At 62.5% G+C, this 14,341-nt stretch carries 17 protein-coding genes; 4 read left to right on the plus strand and 13 right to left on the minus strand.

What is annotated here, in order from left to right; translation table 11 throughout:
- Positions 1-11: 11 nt before the first annotated feature.
- Positions 12-254, plus strand: coding sequence for a hypothetical protein (locus MGMSRV2_RS15350; RefSeq protein ID WP_041634628.1), 243 nt, complete (start codon positions 12-14; stop codon positions 252-254).
- Here MGMSRV2_RS15350 and MGMSRV2_RS15355 read toward each other — a convergent pair.
- Together MGMSRV2_RS15355 and tsaB are read right to left on the minus strand one after the other, a co-directional pair.
- Positions 235-696, minus strand: a complete 462-nt coding sequence (locus tag MGMSRV2_RS15355) for a GNAT family N-acetyltransferase (protein WP_024081273.1) — start codon at positions 694-696, stop codon at positions 235-237. The genes MGMSRV2_RS15350 and MGMSRV2_RS15355 overlap by 20 nt on opposite strands.
- Positions 696-1,346: a tRNA (adenosine(37)-N6)-threonylcarbamoyltransferase complex dimerization subunit type 1 TsaB gene (gene tsaB / locus MGMSRV2_RS15360; RefSeq protein WP_024081274.1), complete on the minus strand. Its 651-nt coding sequence runs from the start codon at positions 1,344-1,346 to the stop codon at positions 696-698. The genes MGMSRV2_RS15355 and tsaB overlap by 1 nt, the downstream gene beginning before the upstream one ends.
- 87 nt (positions 1,347-1,433) lie before the next feature.
- Between tsaB and ddpX the strand changes: the two genes are divergently transcribed.
- The gene (gene ddpX, locus MGMSRV2_RS15365; protein ID WP_024081275.1) at positions 1,434-2,003 is read left to right on the plus strand and encodes a D-alanyl-D-alanine dipeptidase; all 570 of its coding nucleotides are present in this window, start codon (positions 1,434-1,436) and stop codon (positions 2,001-2,003) included.
- Positions 2,004-2,221: 218 nt separating this feature from the next.
- A complete protein-coding gene (locus MGMSRV2_RS15370) occupies positions 2,222-2,443 on the plus strand; it encodes a hypothetical protein (protein WP_024081276.1) in 222 nt (73 codons plus the stop codon).
- Here the strand turns inward: MGMSRV2_RS15370 and MGMSRV2_RS15375 are convergent.
- Together MGMSRV2_RS15375 and hpf are read right to left on the minus strand one after the other, a co-directional pair.
- On the minus strand, positions 2,440-3,297 hold the full coding sequence (locus tag MGMSRV2_RS15375; protein WP_024081277.1) for a LysR family transcriptional regulator: 858 nt from the start codon (positions 3,295-3,297) through the stop codon (positions 2,440-2,442). The genes MGMSRV2_RS15370 and MGMSRV2_RS15375 overlap by 4 nt on opposite strands.
- A 183-nt stretch (positions 3,298-3,480) precedes the next feature.
- Positions 3,481-3,837, minus strand: a complete 357-nt coding sequence (hpf, locus tag MGMSRV2_RS15380; RefSeq protein WP_024081278.1) for a ribosome hibernation-promoting factor, HPF/YfiA family — start codon at positions 3,835-3,837, stop codon at positions 3,481-3,483.
- A 251-nt stretch (positions 3,838-4,088) separates the two neighbouring features.
- Between hpf and htpG the strand changes: the two genes are divergently transcribed.
- A complete protein-coding gene (gene htpG / locus MGMSRV2_RS15385) occupies positions 4,089-5,954 on the plus strand; it encodes a molecular chaperone HtpG (protein ID WP_024081279.1) in 1,866 nt (621 codons plus the stop codon).
- Between the two features lie 54 nt (positions 5,955-6,008).
- Here the strand turns inward: htpG and MGMSRV2_RS15390 are convergent, their stop codons facing one another.
- From MGMSRV2_RS15390 to MGMSRV2_RS15430, 9 genes are all read right to left on the minus strand, one after another.
- Positions 6,009-6,821, minus strand: coding sequence for a hypothetical protein (locus tag MGMSRV2_RS15390; protein ID WP_024081280.1), 813 nt, complete (start codon positions 6,819-6,821; stop codon positions 6,009-6,011).
- Positions 6,822-6,962: 141 nt separating this feature from the next.
- Positions 6,963-7,457 carry a CarD family transcriptional regulator gene (locus MGMSRV2_RS15395; protein ID WP_024081281.1) on the minus strand — a complete coding sequence of 165 codons (495 nt, stop codon included), beginning with the start codon at positions 7,455-7,457 and terminating at the stop codon, positions 6,963-6,965.
- 294 nt (positions 7,458-7,751) lie between these two features.
- The gene (fdxA, locus tag MGMSRV2_RS15400) at positions 7,752-8,090 is read right to left on the minus strand and encodes a ferredoxin FdxA (RefSeq protein WP_024081282.1); all 339 of its coding nucleotides are present in this window, start codon (positions 8,088-8,090) and stop codon (positions 7,752-7,754) included.
- Between the two features lie 113 nt (positions 8,091-8,203).
- Entirely contained in the window at positions 8,204-8,950 is a 747-nt protein-coding gene (locus tag MGMSRV2_RS15405; RefSeq protein WP_024081283.1) for a TerC family protein, read from the minus strand.
- A 62-nt stretch (positions 8,951-9,012) separates the two neighbouring features.
- Positions 9,013-9,729 carry a tRNA (guanine(46)-N(7))-methyltransferase TrmB gene (trmB, locus tag MGMSRV2_RS15410; protein ID WP_041633675.1) on the minus strand — a complete coding sequence of 239 codons (717 nt, stop codon included), beginning with the start codon at positions 9,727-9,729 and terminating at the stop codon, positions 9,013-9,015.
- The gene (gene metK, locus MGMSRV2_RS15415; RefSeq protein ID WP_024081285.1) at positions 9,729-10,901 is read right to left on the minus strand and encodes a methionine adenosyltransferase; all 1,173 of its coding nucleotides are present in this window, start codon (positions 10,899-10,901) and stop codon (positions 9,729-9,731) included. The genes trmB and metK overlap by 1 nt, the downstream gene beginning before the upstream one ends.
- Positions 10,902-11,155: 254 nt before the next feature.
- Entirely contained in the window at positions 11,156-11,641 is a 486-nt protein-coding gene (locus MGMSRV2_RS15420) for a helix-turn-helix domain-containing protein (RefSeq protein WP_024081287.1), read from the minus strand.
- A gap of 121 nt (positions 11,642-11,762) precedes the next feature.
- Positions 11,763-13,343 (minus strand): apolipoprotein N-acyltransferase, encoded by a 1,581-nt coding sequence (gene lnt / locus MGMSRV2_RS15425; protein WP_052589004.1) that lies wholly within the window; start codon positions 13,341-13,343, stop codon positions 11,763-11,765.
- A gap of 26 nt (positions 13,344-13,369) precedes the next feature.
- A complete protein-coding gene (locus MGMSRV2_RS15430) occupies positions 13,370-14,269 on the minus strand; it encodes a hemolysin family protein (protein ID WP_052589005.1) in 900 nt (299 codons plus the stop codon).
- Between the last annotated feature and the right edge of the window lie 72 nt (positions 14,270-14,341).

Genomic DNA, 14,341 nt, shown 5'->3' on the forward strand with positions numbered 1-14,341 from the left:
GGATGATCGACATGGCCGAATTGTTGGCGGAGAAAAAGCGCCTGGACGCGTTGCTGGACGACGCCCTGGACCAGTACGCCCTGTATGAAGAGGGCATGAACATCCGCTTCAAGAGCGCGAACGAGACCGAGCGCACAGCCTTGATGGCCGAACGCAACGAGGTCGAGGACAAGCTGGGCATCGTCGCCCTGGTGCTGCGCCTGGACGAAATCCGCGAAATGATGGAGCAGGCGGCTAAAAATCCCGCCGCATGACGATGGCGTCCTTGTCGGCGTAATAGCCCTTGCGCAAGCCGACCTTGGCGAAGCCGTTGGCCAGATACAGGGCCTGGGCGCCCAAATTGTCGTCGGCCACTTCCAGGAACATCACCACCGCCCCCTTGGCCCGACTGGCCCGAGCCGCCGCTTCCAGCAGGCGCTGCCCCAGGCCGCTGCGACGCCAGGGCGGCAACACGGCGATGGTCAGGATTTCCGCCTCGTCACCGGCCACCCGCCACAACACCATGCCGGCGGGACCGGGCGGAACCGTCGAGGGCGTTAACGAATTGCCGTCCACCGCCAGCAACCCTTCCGCCCCCGGCATTTCCAACAACTCGACCATGGCTTCCGTCGACCACCGATCGGCGAAGCAGATACCGTGCATGCCCGACAGCAAGGGGGCGTGGACCAGCGAGGCGGGGATCAGTTCGATCATCATCAGGCACACGCCAAGGTGACGTCGGCGTCACGCAGATAAAGCGGCTCGGGCGGCAACACCGCATCGGGCCAGCCTTGTGCCGCCAGCCGGGCCACCTGCACCGCATCCACATGGTCGCAATCGTGGGCCAGCATCGCCTGGGGCAACAACGGCGCCACCAAGCCGGCGCCGTCGCCGGCCAACAACACCGCCCCGGCACCCACCGCCGCCGCCTGTTGCGGCGTCAGCGCCTGGATCGGCCCCAGGGCGGTCAGAGTGTCGTCATAGCACTGCACCCATAATTCAGCTCGGCGCGACTCCATCACCACCATGACCAGACGATTGCGGCGCTGATCCGGATCGGTGGCGGCGGCGATGGCATCGGTGGTGCGGATGCCGGCCAAAGGTTTGGCCGCCGCCAGGGCCAGGGCGCGGGCCGTGGCCAGACCGATGCGAATACCGGTGAAGGCACCGGGACCGACGCTGGCGGCCAGCAAATCCAGGTGATCGAAGGTCAAGCCGGCGTCCTTCATCACGTCGCCAACCATGGGGACCAACACTTCCGACTGACCGCGCGCCATCAATGCCCGACGCCGGGCAACGACGACACCGTCGCGCAGCACGGCGGCGGAACAGGCGGAACCGGCGGAATCCAGGGCAAGAACCAGCATCACGTTGACCGGATGGTAAAGAGGGCCGCTATACTGCACAGCACCCAAGGCAAATGCCAGCAGCAAAACACCATACGAGGCCCGCCCATGTCGCCGCTTGTTCGTATCACCGCCGCCAGCCACGACGTGGATATCGACCTGACCTATACCACCCCCGGCAACTTCACCGGACAGCCGGTCTATGCGACAACAGCCGGCTGCTTTTTGAACGCCGAGGCCGATCGCCTGCTAACCCGCGCCATCGAGTTGGCCCGACCCTTGGGCCTGCGGCTGAAGATATTCGATGCCTTCCGCCCGGCGGAAGCCCAGTGGATTTTGTGGAACCACACCCCCGATCCCGGTTTTCTCGCCGATCCGCGGCGCGGCTCTCCCCATTCCATGGGGGCGGCGGTGGACCTGACCCTGATCGACGCGACCAGCGGGGCCGAGCTGGACATGGGCACCGCCTTCGACGAATTCACCCCGCGTTCCCATCACGGCAACCAGGAAATCGATGCCCAGGCCCAGCGTCATCGCCATCTGCTGATGGGGATCATGACCACCGCCGGCTGGGATTTCTATCGTAACGAGTGGTGGCACTATCAACTGTTCAACGCTCGCGCCAACCATCCGGTGCTCAGCGACAGCGTGTTGGGGCCAGAACGCATGATGCCCTGATTTCGCCACCTTTAGCTTGTCTACTGGACAGATCGATACCATATGAGCTTTGCAATCGCCGCAGCGCAGCACAACGTGCCGCATATCGGCAATTGTCGCTAAATTTTTATCAATATCCGCCCTTTGTCAGACCAACAGATACTTCTGAACACGTAGACAAAGTTTTGCAGGTCACAGACTATACTGGTAATGGCAGATCAACACGAAAGGGGGCATACATGATTCGCAACATCTGCTCGCCCGCCACCCTTGACAGCGACAACCGCGCCACCCCCGCTGCGTTCACCGTGGCTCGCAAGGTCAAGCGCATCCAGTATCTGGGCAATGATGAACCCAGCCTGGACGATCTGTTGTCGGATGAGGTGTTGATGCGCCTGATGGCCCGTGACGGCGTCGCCGTCGATCAGGTGCGTTGCCTGGCGGGGCACATCAGAGATTAGTCTTCGCTTTCCAGCGAGGCCACATGGCGCAACCCATCCAGCGCCGTGTGGAACCATTCCTCGCGCGCTTCGTCCTGGGGATGGACCAGCCAGGCGGGGCGGCGGAATTCCGGCGCGCCTTCCACCGCAAACAGGCGACCGGCGGCCAGATAGGACCGCACCACCCGCATGGGGAAATACCCCGAACCGCCCGACGACAGGATGTATTGCAGGCCCAAGGCGCCCAAACCCACGGTTACCGCCGGCGACGGCTGATCGGGAAAGGTTTGGCCATGGGCCTGACGGAATTCCGGCCCCCAATCGACGAAGACGTAATCCTTGATCCAGTCATCGCCGCCGCCGCGGCGGGTGGATACCAGGATAAGCCGCTCTTCCAGCAATTTCTCGATGTGCAGGCCGGGGCGGGCCTGGGGCGAATACATGACGCCGATATCCAAGGTGCCTTCGCCCAAGCGACGCATCAGCCCCTCGGACAACCCCACCTCGGCCCGTACCGCCACGTCGGGCAGCGCCGTGCGCATCCACGGAATCCACTGTACCAGCAGGCGATCCCACAGGGAAAACTGGCCACCCACGTTCAGCACCGTGCGGAAACCGGCGGGCAGGGCGATTTCCTGGCGCGCCTGCTCCCACACCCGGACCATGGTGGCGGCATAGCGGCGGAATTGTGATCCGGCGGCGGTCAGTTCGGTGCCGGTCTTCGAGCGCAAGAACAGCGGACGCCCCAATTCGTCCTCCAGCGCCTTGATGCGCATGGAAACCGTGGACTGGGTGACGCTAAGCCGTTCCGCCGCCTTGTTGAAGTTGCCGGTTTCGACGATTTCCAGAAAGGTGCGGGCCAGATCGATGTTCATGGAATGCCTGAAATCACGTTCGCACGTGCGAAGAATGGCGCCTTCTAACGTAGAAGGGCACAAACATCAATACATCTGGGGGGTCTGATCGAAATTTCCAATCCACACCCCTGGGCGCGGACGCACAAAACCACCCGCTGCCCTCAGGGGCCGCGAGTGGTTTTAGCCGGCAAAGCGCCGAAATCAGGAGGCGTTGGCGCGGGACTTGACGTCGCCGCGCGAGCGGGCAACGTATTCCTTGAGCTGACGTTCCATCGCCTGGAAAGCGCCCTTCAGCGCGGCATAAACGTCTTCATGCTCATCGGATTCGCGCTTGACCACCAGTTCCGAGCCCGGAACGTTCAGGTCGATGCGGACAAGATAGGAATTGCCCTTGTGGTGCAGGTTGGACGAATTCTTGTGATCGGATTCGATGGCCACCCGGCACGAGGTGATGCGATCGAAAAATTGCTCCAGCTTGGCCACCTTCTCGCGCACGCGGTTTTCCACGGCTTCCGAATGGTCGATCCCATGAAAGGTGATCTGGAGGGGATTCTGCATGAACATCTCCTACGTTCTCTGTCGCTGCGCCGGTTCCTTGCGCGTCGCAGCCGCGGCCCGCACCCGCGGGGCCGCTATACATACCCATTCGTTCCGCCCAGAGCAACAAGGAAGGCGGCGACAACGAAGGGGGAACCATTGTTGCCAATCACGGGCGGGCTTGCAAGCTTGCTCGAACCACCTCATATCAGGGCGCTTCCCTTTTTCCGGGGGGCGTAGACTGAATTCGATCAAGAGGGATGAAAAACGTCATGGCCGAAGAAAAGCGGGAATTTCAGGCGGAAGTCGCCAAGCTGTTGGATATCGTCGTCCACTCGCTTTATTCCAATAAGGAAATCTTCCTGCGCGAGTTGGTTTCCAACGCTTCCGATGCCTGTGACAAGCTACGCTACGAATCCCAGACCCAAACCCATCTGGCCGAAGGCGGCGGCGAGTTTTGCATCCGCATCCAGATCGACAAGGATGCCGGCACCCTGACCATCGCCGATAACGGCATCGGCATGAACCACGACGACCTGATCAGCAATCTGGGCACCATCGCTAAATCCGGCACCGCCGAGTTCATGAGCCGGCTCTCTGGCGACGCCAAGAAGGATACCAGCCTGATCGGCCAGTTCGGCGTCGGCTTCTATTCCGCCTTCATGGTCGCCGACACCGTGACGGTGTTCACCCGCAAGGCTGGCGAGACCCAAGGCTGGCGCTGGGAATCCGACGGCAAGGGCAGCTTCACCATCGCTGAGGATGACAGCGCCGAGCGCGGCGCCCGCATGGTCCTGAACTTACGCGACGACGCCAAGGAATTCCTGGAAGCCCATCGTCTGCGCGCCATCATCAAGCGCTATTCCGACCACATCGCCATCCCGGTGATGCTGGCCGAAAAGGACAAGGATGAAGAGACCGTCAACTCGGCCTCGGCCCTGTGGACGCGGTCGAAAGCCGACATCACCGCCGAGCAATACACCGAGTTTTATCACCACGTCGCCCATGCCTTCGACGAGCCGTGGCTGACCGTCCACTACAAGGCCGAGGGCGCCATCGAATATACCGGCCTGCTCTATGTGCCGGGCTCGAAGCCGTTCGACCTGTTCCAGCCCGAACGCAAGAACCACCTGAAGCTTTATGTGAAGCGTATCTTCATCACCGATGAAGCCGCCGACCTGTTGCCGCCCTACCTGCGCTTCCTGCGCGGCGTCGTCGACAGCCAGGATCTGCCCCTGAACGTCAGCCGCGAGATGCTGCAACACAATCCGGTGCTGGCCAAGATCAAGACCGGCTTGGTCAAGCGGGTGTTGAGCGAGTTGAAGAAGAAGGCCGAGGCCGATGCCGAAGCCTATGCCGCGTTCTGGGAAAATTTCGGTGCCGTGCTGAAAGAGGGCATCTACGAGGATTTCGAGCGTAAGACCGATATCGTCGCCCTGTCGCGTTTCCAGACCACCCAGGCCGAAGGCTGGACCAGCCTGGATGAGGTGGTGGCCCGCATGAAGGACGGCCAGGAGGCGATCTACTACGCCACCGGCGACAGCGTCGCCAATTTGAAGAAAAGCCCGCAACTGGAAGGCTTCATCGCCAAGGGCGTCGAAGTTTTGCTGCTGACCGACCCCATCGATGAATTCTGGGTGCCGTCCTTGGGCGAATGGAACGGCAAGAAGCTGATCTCGGTCACCGATGGCAGCGCCGACCTGTCGGCGGTCAAAGCCGACGAACAGACCGAGGCCGCCAAGCCGGAGGCCGCCGACAATGCCAGCCTCGATACCCTGATCGCCGCCTTGAAACTGAACCTGGGCGACAAGGTCAGGGACGTGCGCGCCTCCGACCGCCTGACCAATTCGGCGGTCTGCCTGGTCACCGATGCCGGGCAGATGAGCCTGCATCTGGAAAAGCTGCTGAAGGCGCACAAGCAGGTGGACCAGGACACCCCGCGCATCCTGGAGATCAACCCGCGCCACGGCCTGATCAAGACCATGGCCGAACGGGTTAAGGCGGGCGGGCGTGAAGCCGTCGAGGACGCGTCGTGGCTGCTGCTGGATCAGGCCCGCATCGTCGAGGGCGAAATGCCCGCCGATCCGGTGGACTTCGCCCGTCGCCTAGCCAGCATCATGGAAAAGGGGATCGGCTGAGCGGATCATACGCGCCGCCGCTCACGCCTCAAATCGGCGTGGGCGGCGGCCCGCTTATGCTTCCAACATTTGCAGCATCTGGCCGTCGGCGCCGAAGCAGGCGGCGGTCAGCGGACCGCCCAGACCACAGCCGGAATCCAGGGTGGCGGTGAACGCCCCCACCCTTACGCCGCCGCGACGACGGTCGGAGCCGCGCACCACCATGCGGAAACTGCCGTAAGGCCCATCCAGCAATTCGAACCCGGACGAGCCCCACCAGAACGCATCCAACTGGGCCGACAAAGGCCGGGTCGGGTCGATACCGGCATGGACGAACAGCAATCCGTCATCGTCGGTATAGGCCGCATGCTTCAGCACGCTCATCAGCGTGGTGTGGCCATCATACAAGCGCATGTTCTGACGCAACGCCGAAGTCCATTTGGTCAGGGGCGAAATGCCGTCACGCGCCGCCAGCATGCCTTCCTCGATATTACCGCCATAAGCGGCCAAGGTCGGACCGATGCCGTGATCCAGCATCCATTTCAGCACTTCGGTCGGATTGGGGGCGAATTGCAGTTGCAACAGCTTTTGCCACATCTCCTCCTGGGCACCGCGCAGGAAGACGATATCGTCCACCTCGACCCCCGGCTGAGCCAGGAACGAGCGGCGGAACACCAGCACCTCGTCGATGGCGGCACGGACATCGGCGCCATAGCCCAGGATATCCCCCAGATAGACGATCTGATCACCGGGCTTCATGGTCTGGGCCAAGGATGCGTGCAGAGCGCGCAGACGCCCGACCTCGCCGTGGATGGCCCCCACCGCCCAAATTCGGCCCGATCCCCTGAGGGTGGCAAAAACGTTGTTATCGGAAATACTGGCAGCCATGCCCACACGATCCCGCTTGCAGCCTGGGGCATGGTCGCAGGCGCGAAAGAATCCGTCAACGCCCGCGATTGATGCTGACCAATGGAAAACGCGGCCCCAGCCGTCTGGCCGGGACCGCGTTCGCTTTAAGAGCCTGAATTATCAGGCCGCAGCCAGCAATTCACACAGCTTGGCGGCAGCGGCTTCGGCGTCGATACCTTCGACCGCGGCCAGCTCGGCGGCCAGTCGCTCCAGCGCCGCTTCATAGATCTGGCGTTCGCTATAGGATTGATCGGGCTGGTTGGCGTTGCGGTACAGATCGCGCACCACCTCGGCGATGGAAACCGGATCGCCGGAATTGATCTTGGCTTCGTATTCCTGAGCCCGGCGGCTCCACATGGTGCGCTTGACCTTGGCCCGGCCCTTCAGGGTCGACAGCGCGGTGTCCATGTCCTTGCGCGACGACAGCTTGCGCAGGCCCGACTTGGTCGCCTTGGCCACCGGAACCCGCAGGGTCATGCGATCGCGCTCGAAGGTGATGACGAACAATTGCAGCTTCATGCCGCCGATTTCCTGGTTCTCGATGGCCATCACCTGGCCAACGCCATGGGTCGGGTAAACCACATAATCACCTTCGGCGAAAGAAACGCTCGACATTTGTTCTCTTCCCTGCTGGGTCCGCGTGGCTTCACGGGAACGGGCCGGCCTTCATCGAAACGACGAAGGCGATTCCGGCCACATCCGAAAGTGGCGGAGGATCAGTAAATCATATTGTACAAAAGGGGACGGAAGTCCGCCCGATGGCTCCCCAGAGCCGCATGGCGTCCGCGGGTACCTGGCTCGGCGGACTGGCTCTTATAGCATGACGGTCCGATGAAAGCACGGTAAAAAGCCCGGCTCCACCTTTCGAGTGGGCCGGGCTGCATTGCAAAAACGATGGGGCAAAAACGGTCAGACCGTGCCTTTACCCGGATTGGGCGACAGCAAGTCAGCCTTGTCCGGCTTGTTCTTCCACGCGTCGGCATCGGCGGGGGCATCGCCCTTGCGGGTGATGTTGGGCCATTGACCGGAATAATCGCGGTTGAGCTGAGCCCAAGCGGCAGCCTTGTCATCGGAATCGGGGACAATGGCCTCGGCCGGGCATTCCGGTTCGCAGACGCCGCAATCGATGCATTCATCGGGATTGATGACCAGGAAATTCTCACCCTCGTAGAAGCAATCCACCGGGCACACTTCGACGCAATCCTGGTATTTGCACTTGATGCAGTTCTCGGTCACCACATAGGCCATGATCGGCTCCTGATCGGCACGGACGAAAGCGCGGGCTTCAGTCAAAAAAACGGCGCAAGCCTTACCATAAGAGCACCAGAGCAACAACCCTGATGCTCTTATGGTTAAGTAAATTACAGCGAATTGCGCAGCTTGACCGGCTTGCGCCTCTTGCGGGCGATCAGATTGAGCGCCTCGACCAGGACCGAGAAGCCCATGGCGAAGTACAGATAGCCCTTGGGAATGTGGAAGCCCAGGCCATCGGCGATCAATGCCATGCCCACCAGCAGCAGGAAGGACAGGGCCAGCATCTTGACGGTGGGGTGGGCGGAGACAAAGGCCGACAGCGGCCCGGCCGCCACCAGCATGACGATGACGGCGATGATCACTGCGGCGGCCATCACCTCCAGTTGATCGACCATGCCGACGGCGGTGATGACCGAATCGAGCGAGAAAACGATATCCAGAATACCGATCTGAATGATGGTGGCGGCAAAGCCGGCGGCGGCGGCCTTGACCGCACCGCCATGCCCATCCTCCTCTTCGCCTTCCAGCGAGCCGTGGATTTCGTGGGTGGCCTTGGTCAGCAGGAACAGACCGCCGCCGATCAGGATGATGTCGCGCCACGACACCGCATGCCCCCAGACGGTGAACACCGGATCGACCAGACCGACGATCCACGACAGCGAGGCCAGCAAGGCCAACCGGGTGATCAGGGCGAAAGCCAGACCCAGCTTGCGGGCCAGCGGGCGTTGCGGCTCGGGCAGACGGTCGGACAGAATGGTCAGGAATACCAGATTGTCGATGCCCAGCACGATTTCCAGTGCCGCCAGCGTCAACAGACTGATCCACAATTGCGGATCGCTAAGCCATTCCATCATCGAAATCCCCCCTTGGTAAAGCGAGCGCCTATGTAGGAAGGTCCGCTGGTTTTACCAGACGGTCAGACGCGGTTTTTACGAATGAAACGAAAAAACACCGGATCGCGCCTGGCCAGGCATTTCTGCTCATAGCGGGTCGGCGGCCAGTCATCGGGCAAGGTGGCACGGTCGCTGGTGACCTGAACCTCGGTGAAATCGACATGGGCGCGCAATTGCTCCGCCGCCCAGTCCTGGTAGACCGGATCGTCCGAGGCCACCCTCAATTCAGCCCCATCGGCCAGCACCTGGGCCAAGGCGTCCAGATTGTCCTTACCAATGAAGCGACGCTCGGCATGACGCTTCTTCGGCCACGGATCGGGAAACAGGACAAAGGCGCGCCCGATGCTGCCCTGGGGCAGGCCGGGCAACAATTGGCGCACGTCGTCGGGGAAAATGCGGACATTGTCGATATCGCTGCCGGCCAGATGGCCCAGCAGGCTGGCGATACCGTTATTGAACGGTTCGCAGCCGATGATACCGATGTCAGGGTAAAGGCGGGCTTGCGCCGCCACATGTTCGCCGCCGCCGAACCCCACTTCCAGCCACACGGCCTGGATCGGGCGGGGAAACAGGGCGGCGACGTCAAGACAGGGCTCACCCTGCCCCGGTGGCACGATGGCCAACCGGGGCAGCAGCGTTTCCATCAATCCCTGGGCGGTGCGCCGCAGCGTCTTGCCGCGGCGCCGGCCGAAAAAGCGCGGCTTGTCGTCAACCGGCTTCTTGCCGTCGCCCTTGGGCATCACGCACCGAAGGCGCGCTTGAGTTGATCGACCAGATCCAGCTTTTCCCACGAGAAACCGCCATCGGCGTCGGGGTTGCGCCCGAAATGGCCGTAGGCGGCGGTGCGGGCATAGATGGGCTTGTTCAGACCCAGATGGGTGCGAATGCCGCGCGGGCTCAGATCCATCAATTGCTGCAACACGTCGGACAGCTTGTCTTCGTCGACGCGACCGGTGCCGTAGGTGTCGACATAGACCGACAACGGCTTGGACACGCCGATGGCGTAGCTGAGCTGGATGACGCAACGCTCGGCCAGACCGGCGCCGACCACGTTCTTGGCCAGATAGCGCGAGGCATAGGCGGCGGAACGATCGACCTTGGTCGGATCCTTACCCGAGAAAGCGCCGCCGCCATGGGGAGCCGCGCCACCATAGGTGTCGACGATGATCTTGCGACCGGTCAGGCCACAATCGCCGTCGGGGCCGCCGATGACGAAACGACCGGTCGGGTTGACGTAGAAGGTGTCTTCCGGGCACATCCAGCCTTCCGGCAGCACGTTCAGCACGTGCGGACGAACGATTTCGCGCACGTCGGCCTGGGACAGGCTGGCGCCATGCTGGGTGGAAACCACCACCGAGGTGCAGCCGACCGGCTTGCCGTCGCGGTACTGCAAGGTCACCTGGCTTTTGGCGTCCGGACCCAACAGCGGCTCGGCGCCCGAATGGCGGGCCTCGGCCAGCGACTTCAGTATCTCGTGGGCGAAATAGATGGGAGCGGGCATCAGCACCGGGGTTTCAGTGCAGGCATAACCGAACATGATGCCCTGGTCGCCGGCGCCTTCATCCTTTTCACCGGCGGCATCGACACCGACAGCGATGTCGGCGGATTGCTGGTGCACATGGACCTGAACCTGGGCGTCCTTCCAGTGGAAGCCTTCCTGCTCGTAGCCGATATCGCGCACTGCATGGCGAGCGATGTCTTCCATCAGCGCCGCATTGACCGAAGCCGGGCCGCGCACTTCGCCGGCCAGCACGATCAGATTGGTGGTGGTCAGCGTTTCGACCGCCACGCGCGAATGCGGGTCGGCAGCCAGGAAAGCGTCAACCACGGCATCGGAAATGCGGTCCGACACCTTGTCGGGATGGCCTTCGGAAACCGATTCGGACGTGAACAGGAAATTCTTTTTGGACACGGGCAAGCCCTCCTAGTTCCAGACGAAAGTGGACCAGGGGCATTCGGAATGGATCAAACAGCCATCGCGATGCACCCACTTAGCCGGTGTTTTTCGTGGCGGCAAGCGGTCACAAATCTCCACGTGGGCAAACAGGTGGAATACATCTGTTCCCAGGGCCGTTCTTGTGGCAGGTGGCGCCACCCGCCGTCAAGCGCATTCGCACAAAAGGGGCGGGGGATCGTGCCGATTCCCCCGCCCTCATCAGGGCTATTTCAGCTATCCGAATCGGCCAGGGCCTTGGCCAATTCATAGACCCGCTTCCGGACCTGGGGGTCGGCGATGCGGTAATAGGCGCGCACCAGTTCCAGCGTCTCGCGCTTGGCCAAAGGGTCATGCTCGAAATGGGCCGGCGGCTCCTCCAGCGCGGTCATGCCGGCGATCAGGGCCGGGCTTTGTGCCTTCAGCTCGTCATTCATGTCATCGAAGAAAAAGCTGACCGGCACGTCGAGCACGCGCGACAGGTCGAACAGGCGCGAGGCGCCGACGCGATTGGCGCCGCGCTCGTATTTCTGCACCTGCTGGAAGGTCAGGCCCAAGGCCTCGCCCAGCTTTTCCTGGCTCATGCCCAAAAGCGTCCGGCGCAAACGGACACGGCTCCCCACATGGACATCGATGGGATTCGGCTTACCCGATGGCGTCCGCCCCCGGGAGCTTCCCTTACGGGGCGTGGTTTGTTCCTTACGCGGTGTCTGAGCCATGAGATCGTTCCGAATGCTTGCATGAATGACGGGGCGGGTGCTTTGCCGCGGCCACCATATGTCTTATGTTGTATGCAAGTCAATCGTGTGATTATCCCTCAATAATCACGATTGTCGGAAATCAATTACTTCTAATTCTCCGAAATCGCAAAGAAATTCCTAAAAGTAGTAAAGCACAAGCGACCAACAACGGAACAGCATTACCCCAGCGGCTGTACGGAGTCGGCATCAGCGGCTTAGGTAAACCTGTATCCATAATTCCTCGTTTGCCCAGATCCAGTCTCGCCAATTGGCGCCCCAGCGGATCGAGCACGGCGGAAATACCGGTATTGGCGGAGCGGACCAGGGGCAGCCCCTCCTCCACCGCCCGCATCCGTCCGGCGGCCAGATGCTGATGCGGACCGGCGGATTTGCCGAACCAGCCGTCATTGGTCACCGTCAGCAGCCATTCCGGGCGTTTTTGATCACTCCCCACCACTTCCCCCGGAAACACGGATTCGTAGCAGATGAACGGCCCCACTGGCGGCAAACCGGGGATATCCAGGGTGCGCAAACCTATTCCGGCGGAAAAATCGGTGCCCCCGGCGGTCAGCTTGGTGATCGGCAACAGACCGCGCAGCGGCACGTATTCGCCGAACGGCACCAGATGCACCTTATCGTAGAGCCCGACAACCTGACCGGCGCCGTCGATGGCCATCAGACTGTTCCACAAGTGTCGGGGCTCGACCTCTTGCGGCGTGATGCGCGGCGCCCCGGTCAGCAGCGCGCCGCCCACCGGTGCCGCCATGGCAGCGATGGCCCGGCTGCGCGCATCCAGATCCAGGAAGAACGGCGCCGCCGTTTCCGGCCAGACCACGTGGGTGACGGTGTCGAAACCAGGACCACGCGACAATTCCACATGATCGAGCAATTGGCTTTGCCGCAAATCCTCGCGCCACATGTGACGCTGGGCGATGGCCGCCTGCACCAGCCGCAGCTTGAGCCCGGGCACCATTTCGGTCGGATTGGCGCTCAGACGCGCCTGACCGAAGACGAAGCCGCCGGCCAGCAACAGCCCTACCGCCGCCAGCACCAGCCAGCGTTGTCGCCGACTGAGAAAATCGGCCAAGGCCGCCGGCAGGGCGAAAACCAGGATGGTGAAGGCGCACAGACCATAAACCCCGGCCAGCGACGCCAATTGCAGCACGGCAGGTACCGCGTCCCACACCGAGCCCAACGGATTCCAGGGAAAGCCGGTCAGAAACCAGGCTCGCACCCATTCCATAATCGTCCAGGCCCCGGCCAGCACGACGATGCGACCGATACCACTGACCCGGCTCAAATGGGTGCCCAAGGTGGCCAGACCGATGAATACCGCCTGCACCGCCCCCAGACCCAAGGTGGCGAAGGGGATCATCCAGGCGAATTTGCCAGGATCGACCAACATGGCGTTGCCGATCCAATAAAAACCGATGCCATACCACGCCCACGCCCACAGCCAGCCGGCCCCAAAGGCGGCCCAGCGCGAGCGTGACCCTTCCAGCACCCAGACCAGACCGCACAAGGACGGCAACAGCACCGGCAACGCCCCCAAGGGCGGCAGGGCCAAGGTGGCCAGGGCCCCCAGCAGCAGCAGCAGCAGAACCCGACGCCAGCCGGTCAGACCGGCGGCACGACTGGCCAAACCGCCCCACGGCCCCAGGCCCGAGGGCGAACCGCGCATAAGAAGGGGGAGCGCCATCGCGGCCATCACGACTGGTCGTCGGCGACGGGCAGCAGACGCCGCACCCGCAGCCACTTGATGCGGCGGGGGTCGGCATCGACCACCTCGAATTCCAGCCCCGAGGAATGCACGATCAACTCGCCGCGCGACGGAATGCGCCCAGCGATGAAGAACACCAATCCGCCCAGGGTGTCGACTTCGTCGCGCTCCTCATCGGTCAGCACAGCCCCCAAGGCGGCCTCGAATTCCTCGATGGAGGCCCGCGCATCGGCCTCGATGGTGCCGTCGGCGGCGATGCTCATCACCGGGTCGTCGTGCTCGTCGTGCTCGTCCTCGATCTCGCCGACGATCTGTTCCACCAGATCCTCGGTGGTGACCAAGCCGTCGATGCCACCGTATTCGTCCACCACCAAGGCCATATGCGTGCGCTTGAGGCGCATTTCCAGCAACATGTCGGGCACCCGCATGGCTGGCGACACGAACAGCACCCGGCGCATGATGTGCGGCAGATGAAAGGATTGGTCGGATCGGGTGGCGGCCAACACGTCCTTGATGTGGACCATGCCGATGATGTCGTCCAAGGTGCCGCGATGCACCGGCAAGCGCGAATGGCCGCAGCGGATGAACAGGTCGATCAGGTCATCCAGAGTGGTGCCGTCCTCGACACCTTGGATATCGGCCCGCGGCACCATGACGTCATAGGCGGTGACATCGCGCAGATGCAGGATGTTGCCCAGCAGGATGCGTTCATGGTCGTCGATGGGGATGCCGGTATCGTCGCGGTCGTCGATCAGGTCTTCCAGCGCCTCGCGCACGGATTCGCCACCCTTGGCCCGGCGCAGCGCCCGAACCCAACCACGCACCATGGCCACCAGCGAATCGTCGCCGGCAGCACCGCCGGTCTCGGGCGGATTTTTCACGCCCATCCCGCCATCGCGGGACACTTTCACATTTGCCCCGTTATCACGGGACACCTTCACGTTTGCCCCGTTATCACG

Origin of the sequence: Magnetospirillum gryphiswaldense MSR-1 v2 (assembly GCF_000513295.1) — a bacterium.
Classification (GTDB): Bacteria; Pseudomonadota; Alphaproteobacteria; order Rhodospirillales; family Magnetospirillaceae; genus Magnetospirillum; species Magnetospirillum gryphiswaldense.

What these genes read in the sequence shown, in the direction of transcription:
- MGMSRV2_RS15395 (WP_024081281.1), bottom strand. Translation starts at nt 7,457, where the DNA reads ATGTCGAGCGTTTCTTTCGCCGAAGGTGATTATGTGGTTTACCCGACC.
- tsaB (WP_024081274.1), bottom strand. Translation starts at nt 1,346, where the DNA reads ATGCTGGTTCTTGCCCTGGATTCCGCCGGTTCCGCCTGTTCCGCCGCC.
- trmB (WP_041633675.1), bottom strand. Translation starts at nt 9,729, where the DNA reads ATGCCCAAGGGCGACGGCAAGAAGCCGGTTGACGACAAGCCGCGCTTT.
- MGMSRV2_RS15390 (WP_024081280.1), bottom strand. Translation starts at nt 6,821, where the DNA reads ATGGCTGCCAGTATTTCCGATAACAACGTTTTTGCCACCCTCAGGGGA.
- ddpX (WP_024081275.1), top strand. Translation starts at nt 1,434, where the DNA reads ATGTCGCCGCTTGTTCGTATCACCGCCGCCAGCCACGACGTGGATATC.
- MGMSRV2_RS15405 (WP_024081283.1), bottom strand. Translation starts at nt 8,950, where the DNA reads ATGATGGAATGGCTTAGCGATCCGCAATTGTGGATCAGTCTGTTGACG.
- lnt (WP_052589004.1), bottom strand. Translation starts at nt 13,343, where the DNA reads ATGCGCGGTTCGCCCTCGGGCCTGGGGCCGTGGGGCGGTTTGGCCAGT.
- MGMSRV2_RS15430 (WP_052589005.1), bottom strand. Translation starts at nt 14,269, where the DNA reads ATGGGCGTGAAAAATCCGCCCGAGACCGGCGGTGCTGCCGGCGACGAT.
- MGMSRV2_RS15355 (WP_024081273.1), bottom strand. Translation starts at nt 696, where the DNA reads ATGATGATCGAACTGATCCCCGCCTCGCTGGTCCACGCCCCCTTGCTG.
- MGMSRV2_RS15370 (WP_024081276.1), top strand. Translation starts at nt 2,222, where the DNA reads ATGATTCGCAACATCTGCTCGCCCGCCACCCTTGACAGCGACAACCGC.
- htpG (WP_024081279.1), top strand. Translation starts at nt 4,089, where the DNA reads ATGGCCGAAGAAAAGCGGGAATTTCAGGCGGAAGTCGCCAAGCTGTTG.
- fdxA (WP_024081282.1), bottom strand. Translation starts at nt 8,090, where the DNA reads ATGGCCTATGTGGTGACCGAGAACTGCATCAAGTGCAAATACCAGGAT.
- MGMSRV2_RS15350 (WP_041634628.1), top strand. Translation starts at nt 12, where the DNA reads ATGGCCGAATTGTTGGCGGAGAAAAAGCGCCTGGACGCGTTGCTGGAC.
- hpf (WP_024081278.1), bottom strand. Translation starts at nt 3,837, where the DNA reads ATGCAGAATCCCCTCCAGATCACCTTTCATGGGATCGACCATTCGGAA.
- MGMSRV2_RS15420 (WP_024081287.1), bottom strand. Translation starts at nt 11,641, where the DNA reads ATGGCTCAGACACCGCGTAAGGAACAAACCACGCCCCGTAAGGGAAGC.
- MGMSRV2_RS15375 (WP_024081277.1), bottom strand. Translation starts at nt 3,297, where the DNA reads ATGAACATCGATCTGGCCCGCACCTTTCTGGAAATCGTCGAAACCGGC.